This window comes from Streptomyces sp. NPDC088553, assembly GCF_044752965.1.
Classification (GTDB): Bacteria; Actinomycetota; Actinomycetes; order Streptomycetales; family Streptomycetaceae; genus Streptomyces.
On record NZ_JBIVMG010000001.1, the window covers coordinates 994,741 to 1,014,988 of the forward strand.

Annotated in this window: 20 protein-coding genes; 13 read left to right on the top strand and 7 right to left on the bottom strand. The window is 71.5% G+C overall.

From position 1 onward, the window contains the following. The 3 genes from ACIP8Z_RS04390 to ACIP8Z_RS04400 are packed head-to-tail and all read right to left on the bottom strand — an operon-like array spanning position 1 to position 2,588. Positions 1-807, bottom strand: a complete 807-nt coding sequence (locus ACIP8Z_RS04390) for an ABC transporter permease (RefSeq protein WP_319311719.1) — start codon at positions 805-807, stop codon at positions 1-3. 3 nt (positions 808-810) lie between these two features. Next, positions 811-1,575, bottom strand: coding sequence for an ABC transporter permease (locus ACIP8Z_RS04395; protein ID WP_030316734.1), 765 nt, complete (start codon positions 1,573-1,575; stop codon positions 811-813). Next, positions 1,572-2,588 (bottom strand): ABC transporter ATP-binding protein, encoded by a 1,017-nt coding sequence (locus ACIP8Z_RS04400; protein WP_402078527.1) that lies wholly within the window; start codon positions 2,586-2,588, stop codon positions 1,572-1,574. Before ACIP8Z_RS04400 ends, ACIP8Z_RS04395 begins: the two co-directional genes overlap by 4 nt. A 581-nt stretch (positions 2,589-3,169) precedes the next feature. On the opposite strand from ACIP8Z_RS04400, the gene ACIP8Z_RS04405 reads away from it, so the two are divergent. From ACIP8Z_RS04405 to ACIP8Z_RS04420, 4 genes are all read left to right on the top strand, one after another. Next, the gene (locus ACIP8Z_RS04405) at positions 3,170-3,805 is read left to right on the top strand and encodes a hypothetical protein (protein WP_319311715.1); all 636 of its coding nucleotides are present in this window, start codon (positions 3,170-3,172) and stop codon (positions 3,803-3,805) included. A 128-nt stretch (positions 3,806-3,933) separates the two neighbouring features. Beyond that, the gene (locus tag ACIP8Z_RS04410; RefSeq protein WP_402078529.1) at positions 3,934-5,571 is read left to right on the top strand and encodes a DUF6801 domain-containing protein; all 1,638 of its coding nucleotides are present in this window, start codon (positions 3,934-3,936) and stop codon (positions 5,569-5,571) included. A 115-nt stretch (positions 5,572-5,686) separates the two neighbouring features. Continuing rightward, positions 5,687-6,631 (top strand): hypothetical protein, encoded by a 945-nt coding sequence (locus ACIP8Z_RS04415; RefSeq protein WP_402078531.1) that lies wholly within the window; start codon positions 5,687-5,689, stop codon positions 6,629-6,631. A 216-nt stretch (positions 6,632-6,847) separates the two neighbouring features. Further along, positions 6,848-8,056: a helix-turn-helix domain-containing protein gene (locus ACIP8Z_RS04420; RefSeq protein WP_402078533.1), complete on the top strand. Its 1,209-nt coding sequence runs from the start codon at positions 6,848-6,850 to the stop codon at positions 8,054-8,056. A 51-nt stretch (positions 8,057-8,107) separates the two neighbouring features. Here the strand turns inward: ACIP8Z_RS04420 and ACIP8Z_RS04425 are convergent, their stop codons facing one another. Continuing rightward, the gene (locus tag ACIP8Z_RS04425; RefSeq protein WP_402078535.1) at positions 8,108-9,481 is read right to left on the bottom strand and encodes a cytochrome P450; all 1,374 of its coding nucleotides are present in this window, start codon (positions 9,479-9,481) and stop codon (positions 8,108-8,110) included. Positions 9,482-9,624: 143 nt separating this feature from the next. Here ACIP8Z_RS04425 and ACIP8Z_RS04430 point away from each other — a divergent pair, with 143 nt between their 5' ends. From ACIP8Z_RS04430 to ACIP8Z_RS04440, 3 genes are all read left to right on the top strand, one after another. Beyond that, entirely contained in the window at positions 9,625-10,092 is a 468-nt protein-coding gene (locus ACIP8Z_RS04430; RefSeq protein WP_402078537.1) for a VOC family protein, read from the top strand. Between the two features lie 110 nt (positions 10,093-10,202). After that, complete coding sequence (locus ACIP8Z_RS04435; RefSeq protein ID WP_402078929.1) at positions 10,203-10,847, top strand: DNA alkylation repair protein; 645 nt, start codon at positions 10,203-10,205, stop codon at positions 10,845-10,847. A 134-nt stretch (positions 10,848-10,981) separates the two neighbouring features. After that, entirely contained in the window at positions 10,982-11,161 is a 180-nt protein-coding gene (locus tag ACIP8Z_RS04440; RefSeq protein WP_402078538.1) for a hypothetical protein, read from the top strand. A 556-nt stretch (positions 11,162-11,717) separates the two neighbouring features. On the opposite strand, the gene ACIP8Z_RS04445 is transcribed toward ACIP8Z_RS04440, so the two are convergent. Further along, a complete protein-coding gene (locus tag ACIP8Z_RS04445) occupies positions 11,718-12,935 on the bottom strand; it encodes an acyl-CoA dehydrogenase family protein (RefSeq protein WP_402078540.1) in 1,218 nt (405 codons plus the stop codon). A gap of 162 nt (positions 12,936-13,097) precedes the next feature. Here ACIP8Z_RS04445 and ACIP8Z_RS04450 point away from each other — a divergent pair, with 162 nt between their 5' ends. Continuing rightward, entirely contained in the window at positions 13,098-13,745 is a 648-nt protein-coding gene (locus tag ACIP8Z_RS04450; RefSeq protein ID WP_402078542.1) for a TetR family transcriptional regulator, read from the top strand. 38 nt (positions 13,746-13,783) lie between these two features. On the opposite strand, the gene def is transcribed toward ACIP8Z_RS04450, so the two are convergent. Beyond that, positions 13,784-14,344 carry a peptide deformylase gene (def, locus tag ACIP8Z_RS04455; protein WP_402078544.1) on the bottom strand — a complete coding sequence of 187 codons (561 nt, stop codon included), beginning with the start codon at positions 14,342-14,344 and terminating at the stop codon, positions 13,784-13,786. Between the two features lie 126 nt (positions 14,345-14,470). On the opposite strand from def, the gene ACIP8Z_RS04460 reads away from it, so the two are divergent. The 5 genes from ACIP8Z_RS04460 (at position 14,471) to ACIP8Z_RS04480 (ending at position 19,145) form a co-directional block, all read left to right on the top strand. Next, positions 14,471-15,718, top strand: coding sequence for a MurT ligase domain-containing protein (locus ACIP8Z_RS04460; RefSeq protein WP_402078546.1), 1,248 nt, complete (start codon positions 14,471-14,473; stop codon positions 15,716-15,718). 19 nt (positions 15,719-15,737) lie between these two features. Continuing rightward, a complete protein-coding gene (locus ACIP8Z_RS04465) occupies positions 15,738-16,466 on the top strand; it encodes a type 1 glutamine amidotransferase (protein ID WP_402078549.1) in 729 nt (242 codons plus the stop codon). A 193-nt stretch (positions 16,467-16,659) separates the two neighbouring features. After that, positions 16,660-17,685, top strand: a complete 1,026-nt coding sequence (locus ACIP8Z_RS04470) for a 6-phosphofructokinase (RefSeq protein WP_073902085.1) — start codon at positions 16,660-16,662, stop codon at positions 17,683-17,685. A gap of 115 nt (positions 17,686-17,800) precedes the next feature. Further along, complete coding sequence (locus ACIP8Z_RS04475) at positions 17,801-18,748, top strand: cytochrome c oxidase assembly protein (protein ID WP_402078552.1); 948 nt, start codon at positions 17,801-17,803, stop codon at positions 18,746-18,748. 184 nt (positions 18,749-18,932) lie between these two features. Beyond that, a complete protein-coding gene (locus ACIP8Z_RS04480; RefSeq protein ID WP_388805490.1) occupies positions 18,933-19,145 on the top strand; it encodes a hypothetical protein in 213 nt (70 codons plus the stop codon). Between the two features lie 26 nt (positions 19,146-19,171). Here the strand turns inward: ACIP8Z_RS04480 and ACIP8Z_RS04485 are convergent, their stop codons facing one another. Beyond that, positions 19,172-20,209 carry a DUF3048 domain-containing protein gene (locus ACIP8Z_RS04485; protein WP_402078555.1) on the bottom strand — a complete coding sequence of 346 codons (1,038 nt, stop codon included), beginning with the start codon at positions 20,207-20,209 and terminating at the stop codon, positions 19,172-19,174. Positions 20,210-20,248: the final 39 nt, after the last annotated feature.

Here is a 20,248-nt window from a genome sequence, read left to right on the forward strand (position 1 = left end):
TCACCCCGCCACCTTCACGGTCGTGGTCGCGCCCCAGAGGGCCAGCGACAGGAAGAAGTCGGTGACGCTGATCAGCACGATGGCGTTGCGTACGGAGCGGCCGACCGCGATGCCGACGCCGGCGGGGCCGCCGGTGGCGCGGAAGCCGTAGTAGCAGTGGGCGACGATCACCATCACGCTGAAGATCAGCACTTTCAGCACCGAGAGCAGGACGTCCGTCGGTGACAGGAAGAGGTTGAAGTAGTGGTCGTACGTGCCCTGGGACTGGCCGTTGAAGAGGACCGTCACATAACGGGAGGCCAGGTAGGAGGAGAGCAGGCCGATCGCGTACAGCGGGACGATGGCGACGACACCGGCGATGATGCGGGTGGTGACGAGGTACGGCATGGAGCGGATGCCCATGCCTTCGAGGGCGTCGACCTCCTCGTTGATGCGCATGGCGCCGAGCTGGGCGGTGAATCCGGCGCCGACGGTCGCGGAGAGGGCGAGCCCGGCGACGAGCGGGGCGATCTCGCGGGTGTTGAAGTAGGCGGAGACGAAACCGGTGAACGCCGCGGTGCCGATCTGCTCCAGGGCGGCGTAGCCCTGGAGGCCCACGACGGTTCCGGTGAACAGCGTCATCGCGATCATGACGCCGATGGTGCCGCCGATGACGCCGAGGCCGCCGGAGCCGAAGGCGACCTCTGCGAGCAGCCGTTGCACCTCCTTGAGGTAGCGGCGCAGGGTCCGCGGCACCCAGAGCAGGGCCTTGACGTAGAACAGGAGCTGGTCACCGGACCGGTCGAGCCAGACGAACGGGGAGGCCATCGGTCAGCCTCCCTTCGGCGGGACGATCTGCAGGTAGATGCCCGTCAGCACCATGTTCACGAAGAACAGCAGCATGAAGGTGATGACGACGGACTGGTTGACGGCGTCGCCGACGCCCTTGGGGCCGCCGCGGGGGTTGAGTCCCCGGTAGGCGGCGACGATGCCGGCGATGAACCCGAAGATCAGGGCCTTGAGTTCGCTGATGTAGAGGTCGGGCAGCTGGGCGAGGGCGGAGAAGCTGGAGAGGTAGGCGCCGGGGGTGCCGCCCTGGAGGATGATGTTGAAGAAGTAGCCGCCGAGCGTGCCGACGACGGAGACCATCCCGTTGAGCAGGACGGCGACCGCCATGGTGGCGAGGACGCGCGGGACGACCAGCCGCTGCACGGGTGAGACGCCCATGACCTCCATCGCGTCGAGCTCCTCCCGGATCTTGCGGGAGCCGAGGTCGGCGCAGATGGCGGAGCCGCCGGCGCCGGCGATGAGGAGGGCGACGATGAGGGGGCTGGCCTGCTGGATGACGGCGAGGACGCTGGCGCCGCCGGTGAACGACTGGGCCCCCAGCTGCTGGGTGAGCGAGCCGACCTGGAGGGCGATCACGGCGCCGAACGGGATGGAGACGAGCGCGGCCGGCAGGATGGTGACGCTGGCGACGAACCAGAACTGCTCGACGAACTCCCGGAACTGGAAGGGGCGCCGGAAGACGGCCCTGGTCACTTCGGCGGCGAGTGCGAAGAGCCGGCCGGTCTGCCGCAGCGCGCCGGTGATCACGAGCCGCTCCCGGTGATCCGCTCCCGCTGGGGCAGGGTGTACGCCGCGTCGTCCCTGGCGTAGGTGTCGCGGATGGCGGCCTGAGCGGCGTGCGGCAGCCGGTCGAGCATGCCGAGGACGCGCTCCCGGCGGCGCGCGACGGCCGCGCGCGGCGGGAGGCCGGGCGAGGGTTCCAGCTGCGGGACGATGACGCGGGGCGCGGCCGGGAGGGTGGCGGGGTTGTCCAGCTCCGCGGCGAGCAGGGCGGCGTCCTTCTCCTCGGACATGCCGATGGGGCCTTCGCGGCGGCCGGCGAGGAACTGGGTGACGACCGGTTCGTCGCTGGTGAGGAGGACCTCGCGCGGGCCGAAGGTGACGAGGTTGCGCCGGAAGAACATCCCCATGTTGTCGGGGACCGTGGCGGCGATGTCCAGGTTGTGGGTGACGATCAGCATCGTCGCGTCGATGCGCGCGTTGAGGTCGATGAGCAGCTGCGACAGGTAGGCGGTGCGGACGGGGTCGAGGCCGGAGTCCGGTTCGTCGCAGAGGACGATCTGCGGGTCGAGCACCAGGGCGCGGGCCAGGCCGGCACGCTTGCGCATGCCGCCGCTGATCTCGCCCGGCAGCTTTCCCTCCGCGCCCAGCAGGCCGACGAGTTCGATCCGCTCCATGACGACGCGCCGGATCTCGGACTCCCGCTTGCGGGTGTGCTCGCGCAGCGGGAAGGCGATGTTGTCGAAGAGGGTCATGGAGCCGAAGAGGGCGCCGTCCTGGAACATGAGGCCGAAGAGTTTCCGGGTCTCGTAGATGTCTCGTTCCGGGCTGCTCACCATGTCGACGCCATTGATGAGAACGCGGCCCTGCTGGGGTTTGAGCAGCCCGATGAGCGATTTCAGGAAGACCGTCTTCCCGGTACCGGAGGGGCCGAGCATCACGCTCACCTCTCCGGCCGGCAAGGTCAGGGTCACGTCCTGCCAAATATTCTGCTTGCCGAAGGACATGGTCAGACCCTCAACGACTACTTCGATTCCCATCCCACCTCCAGCAAGCGTGCGTCGGGGGTGCGCCGCGGGCGCACGTTAAGTCGGTGCGGATCACTTGGACAAGAGGCGTGGCGCAAAATCCTTGATCCGCTCCTGTATTTGTCACCACGGAGACAAAGGCGGTGCTCGACTTTGTCTGCACGGAGACACACGGATGGGCCGACCTGCGACTCTGGTCGTCGCCCCGGGAACGTTACGGCCGAGTAACCTCCCCCGGCAATACCGGATCCGGAGTTTTCGGCGACAGACGGCGGGCGACCGGGCGTTTATCAGGCGGGAGACAATTCCATTTCGCCGCTTGTCACCGGGGAGAGCAACGCTGAATCCAGCCATCTCTGATCGATCATAATTGTCGACATTACGCACCATGGAACCAAGGCGATTCCGGCCACCGCTCACCGGCTTGACAGGCAATTAGGCTTCTTCAAAGAATCATGGACTGCGGCATTGTTCAGCTAAGTTTCTCGCAAGTAACGTCAGGTTTCGCGGCCGAGAAATACCGGGCCGCCGGCCGCTCCCCCCACCGCGGTCGCACCCTCAGCTGGTCAATCCTCAAGGAGAGTCCGGGACCCATGAAGAAGCAGATCAGAAACCTCGCCGTCGTCGCCGGGGCGGCCACCGCCGCGTTCGCCCTCGCCGCCGGCCCTGCCTCGGCCGTGCCCTCGACGGTCTGGACCGTCAACCCGACACCCGCCAGCTTCACCGCGACCAACAGCGGCAACGTCGTCCTGAGCGTCAACGGCATCGCCATGACGTGTACGAACTCGAAGGCCTCGGGCACCATGGCGAGCGCCACCGGCAACCCGGCGACCGTCGCCTCCATCAGCGCCATCGCCTTCGGCGCCACCGGCGCGCCCTGCACCAGCGTCCTGGGCAACGTGACCACCGTCGCGACCACCCCGTGGACCGTCGTGGCACAGGACTACACCGCCGCGACCGGGGTCACCAAGGGCTACGTCGGCAACGTCGACGCCAAGGTGACGGTCGGCGCCTGCGTCTTCCGTGTGACGGGCAAGGCCTCCGGCACGTACACCAACTCGACGGGCAAGCTGGCGGTCAACAGCGTCACAGGCGAGCTCACCGTCGTCTCCTCGACCAACTGCGGCTCCGCCGTCCCGGTCGGCGCCAAGCCGCTCTTCAAGGGCGACTACCTGGTCAAGGTGGCCAACACGACCACCATCCCGACGATCGTCGGCTCCAACCCGTAGGGCGCGCGCCCGCGTCCGCCCGGCCGGTGACCCCGGCCGGGCGGACGCGGGCCGTCCGCGCCCCCGACGGCCTTCCCTTCGCGCCCGCGCACCCGACGCTCGCGCGCACGATTCGAGCGGAGCACCAGATGAGAGGCCAGCGAGCCGCCCTGCGGCCCTCCCGCGCCCAGACGCGTGGCGCGGCGATCGCCGCACTCGTGGCACTCGCCCCCCTTCTCCCCGCGGCTGCCGTGGCCCTGGGCTCGCACGAGGTCGACACCCGGCTCCCCTACCTCTGCACCCTGCCCTCGGGCCCGCAGACCGCGACGGTACGGATCAGGGCCACCGTCCCCGACCGGGCGACCGTCGGCGAGACGATCGAGGCCGCCGACGTCAGCACGACACTGGAACTCCCTGCCGCGGCCGCGGCCGAACTCACCGCCCTCGAGGCCGCCACGGTACGGGCGGAGACGACGCTCACGGTCGGCGTGGGGCAGAACGCCGCGAGTACGGACGTCACATGGCTCGGCACGGCCCAGCCCGCCCCCGTCCCCGCCGAGGGCCCGCTCACGCTCACCGGCACCGGCGACGTCCCCGCCCTCACGACGGGCACCGCCGGCGACCTGACCCTCACCGCCGGAAACCTCGCTGTCGGCCTCGCCCCGAGCAAGGCCGACGGTACGCCCACCAGTCCGGCGTCCCTCTCCGTCAGCTGCGTCCCCGGGCCGGACGCGGAGGGCCGGACGACGCTCGCCAGGATCCCTGTCGCGCCGGGCTCCGCCGTCACTCCGAGCCCCGGCACGCCGTCCACTCCCCCGACCGCCCCCTCTTCGTCCCCGCCCCCCTCCCCCTCGTCGTCGACCGCCCCCTCCGGTCGCCCGTCGACCCCGGCCGGCCGGGAGCCCACGGGCGGAACAACCGGAGCACCGCCTGACACGGCGGCCGCCACCGACTCCGGCAAGGGCCCGAGAGTGGCCACCGAGAACGCGCCCGCCACCGCCGGCCGCCCGAAGGCACCGCCCTGCGTCACCGAGAAGCCGACCTCCACCTCGCTCTCCGCGTACATCACCGGCTACTCCAACGTGCGCAAGCTCGACGGGGCCTCGCTCATCCCGGTGTCCTGCGTCCAGCTCGAACAGGGTGAGCCGGTGATCGACTTCCGCCCGGACGGCACCCTGCACCTGCTCCAGAAGTCGGAGGGCTCCCTCCGGTACCAGGGGCGCAAGCAGTCCCCGCCCTTCACGTCCACCTTCCTGACCTTCGGCTTCGCGCCCACCAAGGCGACCCTGGTACTGGAGCAGGCGGGACCCCTGATCGTGGAGTCGGACGTCCTCCTCGTCTTCCCCGACAACATCGCGGAGACCTACATCCGGGTCCCTCTCGTCCTGCGCGTTCTCGACGTCGAGGTCAACGGCACCCCGCTGGACGTAGGCCCCGACTGCCGCACGGTCACACCGCTCAGTTCCCCCGAGCCCCAGCCCTCCAAGTACCCCGGTGACCACCTGGTGCTGCTCGGCAAGGGACAGCTCCTCAACGGCACCGACGCCACCGGCTACGTCCTCACCAGTGGCGGCCCGCTCACCGGCGAGGTGACGATCCCCGCGTTCAAGGGCTGCGGCGCCGGCGGGGAGGACCTCGACCGCCTCCTCACCGCTTCCATCTCCGGCCCCGGCAACCACATCAGGCAGATCCAGGGCCAGACCTGCGCGGTGGGCGTGGAGGTGCCCACCGAGGGCCAGTGCACCGCGGACCGCCAGCCGTACGTGGTGCCCAAGCCCGAGCGCTGAGCCTGCGCACCCGGTCTGCCCCGGTCCGCCTCCGGTCCTTCGCCCTCCGCGCACCACCGCTCGCCCCGCACCCCCTCGCCCCCTCACCCCCGCCCCCTCAACGAAAGGCACCGTCATGCCCCTCGTCTCCTCCCGCACGCGCCTCGCCACGCTCTCCGCCCTGACGGCGCTCGGCGCCTTCGCCTCCATCGGGACGGCGACGGCGAGCAACCCGCAGCTGAACGGCAGTTGGGGACCGTCGACCCGCTGCCCCGTCGACGCCGGGGCCATGCTCGCCTCGGACGGCCTCGACACCTCGCCCCAGTGCGTCGTGTCCTACTCCGCCAGCGGCTCCATCAAGCTGGGCAACACCACCGTGACCACCGGCAGCACCAACCTCCAGATCGGCGTCGTCCAGAACGCCGACGGCACCAGCACCGTCACCGCCCCGGCCGGCGGCGCGCTCATCGCCGCTCCGGCCACCGTCCCCGGCGGCCTCCTCGGTCTGATGTGTCCCAGTGACATCCCGTTCATCACCGACATCTGCCGGCAGCTGACCGACGCCAAGCTCAACAAGATCACCGCCACCATGGAGTCGGTCGGCACCCCCTCGGACTTCGACCAGATCGCGGGTGTCCTCACCGACAAGCCGATCGTGTCCATCCCGGTCCGCATCCGCCTGGAGAACCCGTTCCTGGGCAGCAACTGCTACATCGGGACGAAGGCCAACCCGATCATCCTGCGCCCGAGCAACCTCACGTCGCCCGACTTCGGCGTGGAGCGCTTCAACGGCGACGGCTCCCCGAACGAGGAGGGCGACATGAGCCGCCTCAACATCCTCGGCTCCACCCAGAGCGACAAGACCTTCGCCGTCCCCGGCGCCAGCGGCTGCGGCCTCGGCTGGTTCGGTGTGATCGACGCCGCCGTCAACCTCAAGACGGGGCTGCCCTCCGCCGCCGGCAAGAACAGCCTCACACTCAACAACACCCAGACCCACCTGACGGGCCTCTTCGCCCCCGGGCTCGCCGCCCCCGACGCGGGCAAGGTCCTCTCCCGGAACTGGCACTCCGCCGTCCGGTAACAGCCACCCAGGGTCGATTCCCGGCCTACTGGGTAAGCGCGTACCCCTCCGGCACGCCAACTCTTGCTCAACGTGTGTACACCACACAGCGGTTGTCTTAGCTTCAGCAGTCCACGTAGGTACGCACCTGACGACCACGGCGGCGCCCACCACGCCAGGCTGGGTTCCGCACCGTCGCTCCCCCACCGGTCGCGTAGGAGAGCAAGGGATCGGTTCATGCCCGCAATCGCCCAGTCGCCGGACATCGGTGAACCGCTCGAACCGCTCCCCAGGGAGTTCGCCGCCCTGATGAGGCCGGAGATCCCCGGCCTCATCAAGGAGATCGGCATGGAGGTCCAGCGGACCTATCCCGTGTACGCCCATCTCTTCAACGGGCCGCACTCGGACGCGATCCGCCAGGGTGTGGAGCAGGCGCTCGCCGCCTTCGTGGAGCGGGTCGCCGACCCCGGGACGAACTCGGCCCTCAGGGACGAACTGCTCCGCAAGTTCGGCCGCGTGGAGGCCTACGAGGGGCGCGACCTCGACACGTTACTGGGCGCCTACCGCCTCGGCGCACGCGTCGCGCTGCGCCGGGCCAAGATCATCGGACGTACGTACAACCTCTCCCCCACCCTGATCCTCGCCTTCGCGGACGCCCTCTTCGCCTACGTCGACGAGCTGGAGGCCCTGTCTCGCGAGGGCTGGGTCATGGTCCAGACCCGCGCGGTGTCCGATGTGGCCGCGGTGCGAAGACAGTTACTCCACCTGGTCGTCGCCGGGCCGCCGCTGCCCCGGGCGACCATCGCCGAGCTGTGCCGGGACGCCTCCTGGCAGCTCCCCGCCGAGTGCACCCTGGTCGCCCTCCGACCGCCGCTCGCCGAACTCGTCCAGGCGGGGCTCGACCGGGACGTCCTCGCCGACCTCAGCCTCCCCCAGCCGTATCTGCTCATCCCCGGCCCGCTGACCGCCGACCGCCTCGCGATGCTCGGCTCCGCCCTGGCCGGCACCTCCGCCATCGTCGGTCTGACCGTGCCGCCGGCCCAGGCCGCCCACTCCCTCCGCTGGGCCCGGCGCGTCCTCCAGCTCATCGACGACGGCGTCGTCGCCGACGCTCCCCTCGTGCACTGCGAGGACCACCTGACAACGTTGTGGCTGCTGTCCGACCCGGCCCTGATGGACCAGCTCGCCCAGCGTGAACTCGCCCCGCTCGACGAGCTGTCCGGCACCCGGCGCGACCGGCTGATCGAGACCCTGCGCGTCCACATCTCCACCCGGGCGCCCGCCGAGCAGGTCGGCGAGATGCTCGGCGTGCACGCCCAGACGGTCCGCTACCGGCTGCGGAATCTGGACAGCCACTTCGGCGACCGGCTCCTCGATCCCGACCACCGGTTCGCCCTCGAAGCGGCCCTGCGCGCCCTCCACCTCGGCGGGAGGCGGACGGACTGAGCCGGGCCGCGTACGCGCTTCCGCGTCGCGGCCACGGTCGTCCGGACGCGCCTACGCCGTCCTGGGCGTGAGGCGGCAGCGGGCCGGGCCCGCCGCCTGCAGGGTGATCGCGGGCGCCACGGGCACCACCGTGTCGACGGCCTCGAAGTCGTACCGCTGGAGGATCATCGCCAGCGCGATCACCGACTCCAGCATCGAGAAGTGCTGGCCGATGCAGGCGCGCGGGCCGCCGCCGAAGGGGAACCAGGCGTAGCGGGGTCGGGCGGCCTCCGCCTCGGGCGTGAAGCGGTCGGGGTCGAAGCGCTCCGCGTCCTCCCAGTAGTCCGGGTGGCGGTGGGTGACCCAGGGGGCGACGATGACGTCCGCGCCGGCCGGGACGGCGACGCCGCCGATCGAGGTGGCGGCGACTGCGCGGCGCCCGATGACCGGGGCGGCCGGGAAGAGCCGCATGGCCTCCTTGAGGACCCGGGTGACGTACGGCAGGGAGTCGAGGTCCGCGGCGCCGGGGGTACGGCCGGCGAGGACCCGGTCGACCTCGTCGTGGGCCCGCTTCCGCTCCTCCGGGTGCAGGGCGAGGAGGTGGAGGGCGAAGCCGAGGGAGGTGGCTGTGGTCTCGTGGCCGGCGAGCAGGAAGATGAGGACCTGCTCGCGCAGCTCGGTCGCGTCGAAGCTGCCGTCCTCGGCGTTCTCGGCCTCGACGAGGAGGGTCAGCAGGTCCTGGCCGTCGCCGGGGGCCCGTCCGGAGCCGCGGCGCTCGGCGATGATCCGGTCGCAGACCTCGTACAGTGCCCGGTGGACGGTGGCGGCGCGGCGGTTGCCGGGGGTGGGCCAGTCACGGGGGGCGTTGAGCGGGGAGTAGCCGCGGCGCAGGACGTAGGCGCCGACCTCGGGGAAGCTTCTCTCGACGATCTCGACGGCCGCGTCCACGTCCGTGCCGAAGAGGATGCGGGCGACGGCGCGCAGGGCGAGGCGGGCCATGCCCTGGAGGACGTCGACGGACGCGGCGTCGGCCTCCCGCCACTCCTCGGTGAGGGTGATGACCTCGGCGGCGATGGCGGCCGCGTAGCTGTCGACCCGACGGCGGGTGAAGAGGGGCTGCACGAGCCGGCGCTGGCGGAGGTAGTCATCGTCCTGGCTGGTGAGGAGCCCGTTGCCGAAGGAGTCGCGGACCTCCTGGTAGAAGGCGTTGTCCTTGCGGAAGTTCGCCGATTCCCCGGCGAGGACCTGCTGGGCACCCTCGGCGGAGAAGACGCCGTAGACGGTGGCGCGGATTCCGGGCGGCCCGGCGTTGATCCGTACGACGTCGCCGTGGTCGCGGCGGGCGCGGAGGAAGGTGCCCAGGGAGTCGTTCTTGAGGTCGAACATGGAGCCGAGCAGCGGAAGTCCCGCGAGCTCGGGCGCTTCGGCACCGGTGGTGATGGCCATGAACGGTTCCCCTCGATCGTCGCCTGACGGGTGATTGTCCCGCAGCGGGTGACTCACGGGTGAGGGTTGCCCGAACAGCGGACCGAATCTGGCCTGTTGGCTCGATCGGGGCGGTTGTCAGTGGTGTCTGAGAGGCTCGCCGCATGGAGCGACCCGAGATGACCCTGCAACTGACCATCGACTGCGCGGACCCGCAGCGCCTGGTGCCGTTCTGGCTGGAGGCCCTGCGCTACGTCCCCGATCCGCCGCCCGAGGGCCACGCCACCTGGCGGGCGTACTGGGAGGCGATCGGCGTCCCCGAGGACGAGCTGGGCGAGGACGCCGGGGAGCTCCCGGAGTCCATCGTGGACCCGAAGGGCGCGGGTCCCCGGGTCTGGTTCCAGCGCGTCCCGGAGCCGAAGACGGTCAAGAACCGCGTCCACCTGGACCTGAAGGTCGGCGGCGGCCGCGGGGTGCCGCTCGCCCTGCGCCGCGAGCGGGTGGACGGCGAGGTGACGCGGCTCACGGCCCTCGGCGCGACGATCCTGTACACGATGGACGAGCCGAACGGCATGGACCACTACGCGGTGGTCCTCCAGGACCCCGAGGGCAACGAGTTCTGTCTCGTCTGACGCCCCGCCCGGCAGGGCGGGGCGGGGCCGGTGGCGGACCGCATCGCGCGGACGACGAGGAACAGGAGACCGAGGTGGCCGAGGTGGCCGAGGTGACGGTGGCCGAGGTGATGGCCGAGCTGGCCACGCTGGAGGACCCGAAGGCGCGCGCGGTGAACGAGAGGCACGGTGACGACCACGGTGTGAACCTCGGCAAGCTGCGCGCGCTGGCGAAGCGGCTGAAGACGCGGCAGGACCTCGCGGAGCGGCTCTGGGAGACGGACGACAGCGCGGCGAGACTGCTCGCGCTGCTGATCTGCCGCCCGAAGGCCTTCGGGCGGGACGATCTGGACGCCATGCTCCGCGGGGCGCGCACGCCCAAGGTGCACGACTGGCTCGTGAACTACGTGGTGAGGAAGAGCCCCCACGCCGAGGAGCTGCGCGTGGCGTGGACGGCCGACCCGGATCCGGTGGTGGCGAGCGCCGGCTGGGCCCTGACCACCGAGCGGGTCGCGAAGAAGCCCGACGGCCTCGACCTCGACGGCTTGCTCGACGTCGTCGAGGCGGAGATGAAGGACGCCCCGGACCGTCTGCAGTGGGCGATGAACCACTGTCTCGCCCGGATCGGCATCGAGCACCCCGACCTGCGCGCCCGGGCGCTGGACATCGGTGAGCGCCTGGAGGTCCTCAAGGACTACCCGACGGCCCCGGGCTGCACGTCCCCGTACGCGCCCGCGTGGATCACCGAGATGGTGCGCCGCCGGGAGGGGGCGTAGCGGGGCCGCGTCCGGCCGACCCCCTGGCGGGCGGAGAGAAAAGTGGCCGGTCTCACGGCCGGAGCCGAGAGCGTGGCGCAACGCACGCCCGGACAGTGCGCGCTTCGCCGGACGCGGGCCCTAGCCTTGGACACATGTCCGATCACCATAGAGAGACCCCTGGACCCGAGGCCCTGAACGAAGCCATTCGTACGTTGTGGGTGCGCGCCGGCGAGCAGCAGCGCTCCCTGACGGCCGACGAGCAGCGGATCTACCAGGTGCTCGTGGCAGCGTGGGCCGAGGCGACGCAGACCGAGCAGAGCCTCGCGGCCTGAGCTGCTGGGGGTGACCGGCGTAGGGCAGGGCCAGGACCCGGATCGTCCGCTCCGGCGTCACGGGCGGAGCCGTGAACCGAGCGCCGGTGTCGTCGTGGACCCAGCGCCGGCCGCCGGCCTCCGTGACCGGCCCCATCCGGCGGAGGGCGCACGACCCGGTGAACGCGTGCTCGCCGCCGAGGCCGCACCAGGGCGGGCAGGTGACCGCGGAGGCTTCGAGCGGCTGCCGCTCCGACATGACCTCGGTCACCACCCCCGCCCTGGCGATCCGGAGGTACGGATCGCCGGCGATCTCCCACGGGCGGAGGCTTTCGCCGGTCCCACCGGGCCGGGCCGCGGCTTCCTCGTCGTAACGGGCCTTGAGGAAGGCGATCAGGTCGTCCACGGGCTCTCCGGGAGGGTGTCCCGCCCGTTGCGACACGACGGGGCGGGTCCGGGTGCCGCATCAGCCGGCAGGGGCGGATGGATGGCCTCACTGTACGAGCGGCCACCGACGGTTCGGGGGCGTTCCACGAAGCACGGCGAAGGGGCCCGCACCCGCACGGTGCGGGCCTTTCTACTTCGCGATGGCCCGGCTGATCACCATGCGCTGGATCTCGCTGGTGCCCTCGAAGATGGTGTAGATGGCCGCGTCGCGGTGCATGCGCTCCACCGGGTACTCGCGGGTGTAGCCGTTGCCGCCGAGGATCTGGATGGCCTGGGCGGTGACCTTCTTGGCGACCTCGCTCGCGTACAGCTTGGACATGGATCCCTCGGCCGCCGTGAAGGGCTTGCCGGCCGTCGCCATCCAGGAGGCGCGCCAGACCAGGAGGCGGGCCGCGTCGATCTGGGTGGCCATGTCGGCGAGCTGGAAGGCGACGCCCTGGTTCTCGATGATCGGGCGGCCGAACTGGACACGGGTCTTCGCGTAGTCGAGGGCGACCTCGTACGCGGCGCGGGCGGTGCCGACGGCCATGGCGCCGACCGCGGGGCGGGAGGCCTCGAAGGTGGCCATGGCGGCGTTCTTCACGCGCTCACCGCCGCCGGCCTTGGCCTTCTCCCGGGCGCGGGCCAGGCGCTCGTCGAGCCTCTCCTTGCCGCCGAGCAGGCAGTGGCCGGGGACGCGGACGTCCTCCAGGACGACCTCGGCGGTGTGGGAGGCGCGGATGCCGTGCTTCTGGAACTTCTGGCCCTGGGAGAGACCGGGGGTGCTCGGCGGCACGATGAAGGAGGCGTGGCCCTTCGAGCCGAGCTCGGGGTCGACGACCGCGACGACGACGTGGACGTTGGCGATGCCGCCGTTGGTCGCCCAGGTCTTGGTGCCGTTGAGCACCCACTCGTCGGTGGCCTCGTCGTACACCGCGCGGGTACGCATCGAGGCGACGTCCGAGCCCGCGTCGGGCTCGGACGAGCAGAACGCGGCGACCTTGACGTCGTTCGCGTCGCCGTACATCTGGGGGACCCAGGTGCCGATCTGCTCCTCGGTGCCGTTGGCGAGGACGCCGACGGCGGCGAGGCCGGTGCCGACGATGGAGAGCGCGATGCCGGCGTCGCCCCAGAAGAGCTCCTCCATCGCCATGGGGATGCCGAGGCCGGTCGGGTCGAAGAACTGCTGGGCATAGAAATCGAGCGAGTAGATGCCGATCTTGGCCGCTTCCTGGATGATCGGCCAGGGAGTCTCCTCACGCTCGTCCCACTCGGCGGCCGCGGGGCGCATCACATCGGCGGCGAAGCCGTGGAGCCAGTCGCGGACCTGCTTCTGGTCATCGTTGAGATCGAGCGTGAACTCGCCCATCGTCCCTCCCAGCTGTACGTTACTTGCGGTAACACCAGTCTGTTACCGGCGGGTATGGGCTGTCAACCTGCGGTGGAGCGGTTCGGCCCGACCGGCAGCGGACACCGACCGGGTGTTACGTTGCGACAGCCTCACGAATCGCACGGGCGGGGAGACACGCTTATGGACATCGCACACCGGACCACCGACCAGCAGACGCCCGCCGAACAGCGGCGACGCGAGCTGCTGGAGGCGGCGGACCGGGTGGTGCTCCGGGACGGCCCCAAGGCGTCCATGAACGCGATCGCGGCGGAGGCGGGCATCACCAAGCCGATCCTCTACCGCCACTTCGGCGACAAGGGCGGTCTCTACCGTGCCCTCGCCACCCGGCACACGGACGCCCTCCTCGCCGCCCTGCGGGCCGCGCTCGACGCGCCGTCCGACCGCCGCCGCCGCGTCGAATCCACCCTCGACACCTACCTGGCCTCCATCGAGGCGCTGCCCCAGGTCTACCGCTTCCTCATGCATCCGGCGGAGGAGTCGCACCACCCCGAGCAGGGCTTCGACGTCGGCCGCCACTCGGCGCCGCTGCTCCGGCGGATGGGCGAGGAGCTCGGCCAGGTCATCGCCGAGCGCGTCGACCTGGGTCCCGGCGCCGAGGCCCAGGCCCGGATCTGGGGGCACGGCATCGTCGGCATGATGCACGCGGCCGGCGACTGGTGGCTCGGCGAGCGCCCCTGCTCCCGCGCCGATCTCGTCCGCAGCCTGGCCGACCTCCTGTGGGGCCGCCTCGCACAGGCACCGGACCTCCCCGGCGGACCGGGGTTCTGACGCACGTACACCCCCGGCCCATGAGCCGGGGGTGCCCTTCAGCCCTCCAGCACCCCGGCCCCGCTCCCCCACGGCTGCTTGCGGATCGCGCGGATCAGACGTGACTTGCGCCACCCCGTGACGTGGTTCGCGTAGACCCCGCCGTCCAGGTGGTCGGCCTCGTGCTGGAGACAGCGGGCGAAGAAACCCGTCCCCTCCACCCGTACCGGCGTCCCGTCCAGCCGTACGCCCTCGACCACCGCGCGGTCGTAACGGGGCGTCGGAGCCTCAAGACCCGGCAGGGAGAGGCAGCCCTCGGGACCCCGGAACACGTCGCCGTCCGCCTCCACCAGGCGCGGGTTCACGACATGTCCCAGGTGGCGGGTCTCCTCGTCGTCGGGGCAGTCGTACACGAACACCCGCAGGCCCACGCCCACCTGGTTCGCCGCCAGGCCGACGCCGTTCGCCGCGTACATCGTGGCGAACATGTCCTCGACGAGGCGGGCGAGTTCGGGCCCGAAGTCGGTGACGGGCGCGCAGGGCGTGTGCAGCACGGGGTCGCCGAGCAGAGTCATCGCTCGGACCTGGCCGGAACTGCCGGGGATGGGGCGGTTTCGCATGGCGGTAAGGGTACGGTCCGCCGTGACCTGGCTGTTTCGCGCGGCCGCTCGGCGGTGCCGCTGTTCGGGCTGCTGGCCGGATCTCGATAGGCTGAGCCCGGACCGACGCAAGGAGGAACAAGAACGATGTCAGGACACCCCGGTAATCCAGAGCCGCTGTCGCCGCGCGCCAAGCTGGCCGTGACGGCGGGCAGGGCCGCGGCCGCGGTGTCGCGTGCGGCGGGACGCGGCAGCGGATCGGTGATCGGCGGCAAGGTGGCGCTGAAGCTCGACCCCGACCTCCTGGGCCGGCTCGCGCAGCATCTGGACGTCGTCCTGGTGTCGGCGACCAACGGCAAGACGACGACGACCCGGCTGATCGCGGAGGCCCTGCGCGCAGCCGGCCCCGTCGTCTCGAACGCCCTCGGCGCCAACATGCCCGCCGGCATCACCTCGGCGCTGGCCGGTGGCTCGGACTCCAAGTACGGCGTCATCGAGGTCGACGAGAAGTACCTGGCCGGTGTGGCCCGCGACACCACGCCCAAGGTGATCGCGCTGCTCAACCTCTCCCGCGACCAGCTCGACCGCGCCGCCGAGACCCGGATGCTCGCCGAGAAGTGGCGCGAGGGTCTCAACGGCACGAAGGCCGTCGTCGTCGCGAACGCCGACGACCCGCTCATCGTGTGGGCCGCCTCCTCCTCGCCGAACGTGGTGTGGGTCGCCGCCGGCCAGGAGTGGAAGGACGACGCCTGGTCATGCCCCTCCTGCGGCGGTGTGATGCAGCGTCCGGGCGACGACTGGTTCTGCGGCGAGTGCGGCTTCCGCCGTCCCGCGCCGAGCTGGGCGCTCAGCGGCGACCACGTGCTCGACCCGCACGGTTCGGCCTGGCCGATCCGGCTCCAGCTGCCCGGCCGCGCCAACAAGGCGAACGCCGCGACCTCGGCCGCCGTCGCCGCCGTCTTCGGCGTGCCGCCGCAGGTGGCCCTGGAGCGCATGTACCAGGTGCAGGCCGTCGCCGGACGCTACGACGTGGTGACCTTCCAGGGCCGTGAGCTGCGCCTGCTGCTCGCGAAGAACCCGGCGGGCTGGCTCGAAACGTTTTCCCTCATCGACGGGCCGCCCGCCCCGGTGATCCTCTCCGTCAACGCGCGCGGCGCCGACGGCACGGACACCTCCTGGCTGTGGGACGTGGACTACGGCCGGCTCGCCGGACACCCGATCATGGTGATCGGCGACCGCCGGCTGGACCTCGCCGTCCGCCTGGAGGTCGCGGGTGTGGACTTCCGCGTCTGCGAGACGCTGGACGAGGCCGTCGCGATGGCCCCGCCCGGACAGATCGAGCTGATCGCCAACTACACCGCCTTCCAGGACGTCCGCCGCCGCGTCGGCAACTGACCCGTAGAGGACTTGCAGCATGAGTGACAGCAGCCTGCGCCTGGTCTGGGTCTACCCGGACCTGCTCAGCACCTACGGCGACCAGGGCAACGCCCTCGTCGTCGAGCGCCGCGCCCTCCAGCGGCGGCTCAACGTCGAGCGCGTCGACGTCCGCAGCGACCAGCCGATCCCGACCTCGGGCGACATCTATCTGATCGGTGGCGGCGAGGACCGTCCACAGCGGCTCGCGGCCGAGCGGCTGCTCCGCGACGGCGGCCTGTCCCGGGCCGCCTCCAACGGCGCGATCATCTTCTCGGTCTGCGCCGGCTACCAGATCCTGGGCCACGAGTTCATCAACGACGTCGGCGAGCGGCAGCCGGGCCTCGGCCTGCTCGACGTCACCACGACCCGCGGCGAGGGCGAGCGGTGCGTCGGCGACGTCCTCGCGGACATCGACCCGCGACTCGGCCTGCCCCAGCTGACGGGCTTCGAGAACCACCAGGGCATCACCCATCTCGGCCCGACGGCCCGGCCGTTCGCCCGGACCGTCCTCGGCAAGGGCAACGGAACCGGTGACGGCACCGAGGGCGCGTACAACGACACCGTCTTCGGTACGTACATGCACGGCCCCGTCATGGCCCGCAACCCGCAGATCGCGGACCTGCTCCTGAAGCTGGCCCTCGACGTGAACGCGCTGCCGCCGACGGACGACCGCTGGTACGAGGCGCTGCGCGCCGAGCGCATCGCGGCCGCCACGCAGCCCGCGTAGCGGTCACGCGGCCCGTCCCCGGACGGGCCTCCGGGGGCAACACGCGCGCCGTTGTTGGTCCCTCGTACGAACGTACGTTGTCCACTGTGCGGACATCCGGTTCGGCCCCGCCACCCTGCGGCGATAGGGTGGCGGGGATCCAGCCGGACGACGTGGTCCGGGAGTCGGCCCACGTTGCAAAGGTTTTTGGGCTATGCGCATTGGCGTGCTCACCTCCGGCGGAGACTGCCCCGGTCTGAACGCTGTCATCCGTTCCGTCGTGCACCGCGCCGTCGTCGACCACGGCGACGAGGTCATCGGCTTCCACGACGGGTGGAAGGGCCTCCTGGAGTGCGACTACCGCAAGCTCGATCTCGAGGCGGTGGGCGGCATCCTGGCCCGCGGCGGCACCATCCTCGGCTCCTCGCGGGTCCAGCCCGCGCACCTGGTCGACGGCGTCGAGCGCGCCCGTGGCCATGTGGCCGACCTGGGGCTCGACGCGATCATCCCGATCGGCGGCGAGGGCACCCTCAAGGCGGCGAACCTGCTCTCCGAGGCGGGTCTCCCGATCGTCGGCGTCCCGAAGACGATCGACAACGACATCGCCTCCACCGATGTCACCTTCGGCTTCGACACGGCCGTGACCGTCGCCACCGAGGCCCTCGACCGGCTGAAGACCACCGCCGAGTCGCACCAGCGCGTCCTCGTCGTCGAGGTCATGGGCCGTCACACCGGCTGGATAGCGCTGCACTCCGGCATGGCCGCCGGCGCGCACGCCGTGGTCGTCCCCGAGCGCCCCTTCGACATCGACGAGCTGACCACCCGGGTCGGCGAGCGCTTCGAGGCCGGCAAGCGCTTCGCGATCGTGGTCGTCGCCGAGGGCGCGAAGCCGCGTGAGGGCTCGATGGACTTCAAGACCGCGGGCACCGACATCTACGGCCACGAGCGCTTCACCGGGATCGCCAACCAGCTCTCCGTGGAGCTGGAGCGGCGCCTCGGCAAGGAGGCCCGCCCGGTGATCCTGGGTCACGTCCAGCGCGGCGGCACCCCCACCGCGTACGACCGTGTCCTCGCGACCCGCTTCGGGTGGCACGCGGTCGAGGCCGCGCACCGCGGCGAGTTCGGCATGCTGACGGCCCTGCGCGGCACGGACATCACGATGGTTCCGCTGGCCCAGGCCGTGGAGAGCCTCAAGACGGTCCCCGCCGACCGCTACGCCGAGGCCGAGTGCGTGATCTGACGCACGTCGGTACGGACGCGTTCGCGTGACACCGCCCCCGGTCGCAGTCGCGGCCGGGGGCGGTTCTAGTCTGGTGCGGACAACAAGCGCGAATCGGGCTCCAGGAGTACACACGATGGATCACAGCGGGCACGGCATGACCACGGATCTGCCGCCGTTCACGCTGGGACGGGGCCTGGAGTTCTCCCCCGACCTGTTCTTCCTGACCGGCTGCCTCGCGGCGCTCGGTCTGTACGGCTGGGGCGTGGCGCGGCTGCGGCGGCGCGGGGACGCGTGGCCGGTGAGCCGGACGGTGTTCTTCACGGTCGGCGTGCTGACCATCGCGCTCGTCATGTGCACCAAGCTCAACGACTACGGCATGGTCATGTTCAGCGTGCACATGGTGCAGCACATGGTGATCTCCATGCTGTCGCCGATCCTGCTGCTGCTCGGCGCGCCGGTGACACTGGCGCTACGGGCGCTGCCGGTGGCGGGGCGGGGCTCGACGGGGCCGCGCGAGCTGCTCCTGAAGCTGCTGCACAGCCGGTACATGAAGGTGATCACCCACCCCGGCTTCACGATCCCGATGTTCATCGCGAGCCTGTACGCGCTCTACTTCACGCCGCTCTTCGACTTCCTGATGGGCTCCAAGACGGGCCACATCGGGATGATGGTCCACTTCCTGATGGTGGGCGTGGTCTTCTTCTGGCCGATCATGGGCGTCGACCCGGGCCCGCACCGTCCGGGCTACGTGATGCGGATGCTGGAGCTGTTCGCGGGCATGCCGTTCCACGCCTTCTTCGGCATCGCGCTGATGATGGCCTCTGAGCCGATGGTCAAGGCGTACGAGAACCCGCCGGCCTCGCTGGGGATCGACGCGCTCACCGACCAGAACGCGGCGGGCGGCATCGCCTGGGCGTTCAGCGAGATCCCGTCGGTGCTGGTGCTGATCGCGCTGGTCTACCAGTGGTACCACTCCGAGCAGCGGCAGGCGGTCCGCCAGGACCGGGCCGCGGACCGGGACGGGGACAAGGAGCTGGAGGCGTACAACGCGTACCTCGCCTCGCTCCAGACCAAGCGGTGACGACCGGCGTGCGGTGAGCGGTCCCTCTTCGGGCCCGGCGCGGGGCCTCTGACGGGGTCCGGCGCCGGGCCCGGTTCCGTTTCCGGCGCACGCCGGAGCGTCCGGGGAGTAGCGCGCGCCCCTCTCGGGGGGTCACGATGGGCTGGACGGCTTCCACGACCTCGGTCGGGAGGAGGGCGGACTGATGTCCGGTGGCACGAAGACGATGGCGGTGCTGACCTGCGCCGCGGTGGTGCTCACGACGGCGTACACGGTGGCGCTCGGCAGCAGCGGCTGGCTCTGGTTCGGCTCGGTGGTGCTCGCTGTGGCGACGATCGGCCTGGCCGCGTCGGACAGCGCGGCCCCGGCCGGCCCGCGCCGCCGCCCGCCGGCGGGCCCGGGCCCGGCGAGCCCCTGAGCCGCCCCGGCCGACCCGCGACGCGCTCAGCGCGGTGCGAGGACCACCCAGACCTGTCCCGGTGCGAAGGCCAGCGGCTCGCCGCCCGGGGTGGTGAAGGTGGTGCCCGACGCCGCCGACGTACGGGACCAGCGGGCCTCGTACGCGCGCCCGTCGCGCAGCACGAGCGCGGTGCCGCTCCCCACGGTCTCGGTGTACGGGGAGACCGCGCCGGTGACGTCGTGGAACCGGGAGGGCCGGACGGCGACGCGCTGGACGACCACGGTCGACGGGGCGAGGGGCCCCGTGTCGGTGGCGCGGGCCGCGCGGCCGTCCATCGCCACCCGCCAGGTCCGGTCGGAGGCGGACCAGGTGAAGGTGTAGCGGGCCGCCGGATAGTGGACGGTCTCGGAGTCGACCGCGGTGCCACCCGCCGGGGCGGGGCCGAAGCGGAAGCCGATGTCCCGGGCGTTCTGGGGCTCGGGGACGGTCGCGAGGGCCCGCTCGGGGCGCAGGTAGAGGTTGTGCGGGGCGGCCCGGTCCGGGGAGCGCCGGAAGGCGCCGGGACGGGTGGACTCGGTGACGGGGTGGAGCGGCGCGGCGCTCAGCAGCGGGTTCAGGGCGGACTGCGCCCCGGAGTAGGCGAGGACGGGCCGGCCGAAGGTGCCGAGCAGCTCTATGTCGGACTCGCGGGCGCTGCGGACGGGGCCGACGCGCTCGGGGAGGCGGGAGGAGTACACGGCGAGGAGCCGGGTCGTACCGCCCTCGACCTGTTCGACGTAGACGAGGTCGGCGGCGCCGAGCCCGGTGTGGGGGCGGGCCGCGGCGACGTTGTCGATCTTGACGGCGAGGACGGGGCCGGACCGCGCCGGGAGCCCGGTGAAGGGCGAGCGGCCGGTCGGGACGGGTGTCGTCGTGGTGGGCGCGGGCGTCGTGGTGACGGGCGCCGGCGTGGTGGGCGCGAGCGTGGGGGCCGGTTCCGGCGTGCCCGAGTCGGAGCAGCCGTACAGCCCGGCCGCCGTCACCGCGCACAGGAGGGCGGTGAGGACGCGGCCGGGGCGCCTGGCTCCGCGCTCGCGTGTCATGGTGACGCTCCCCCACCAGTGGACCACGGGGCCGTGCAC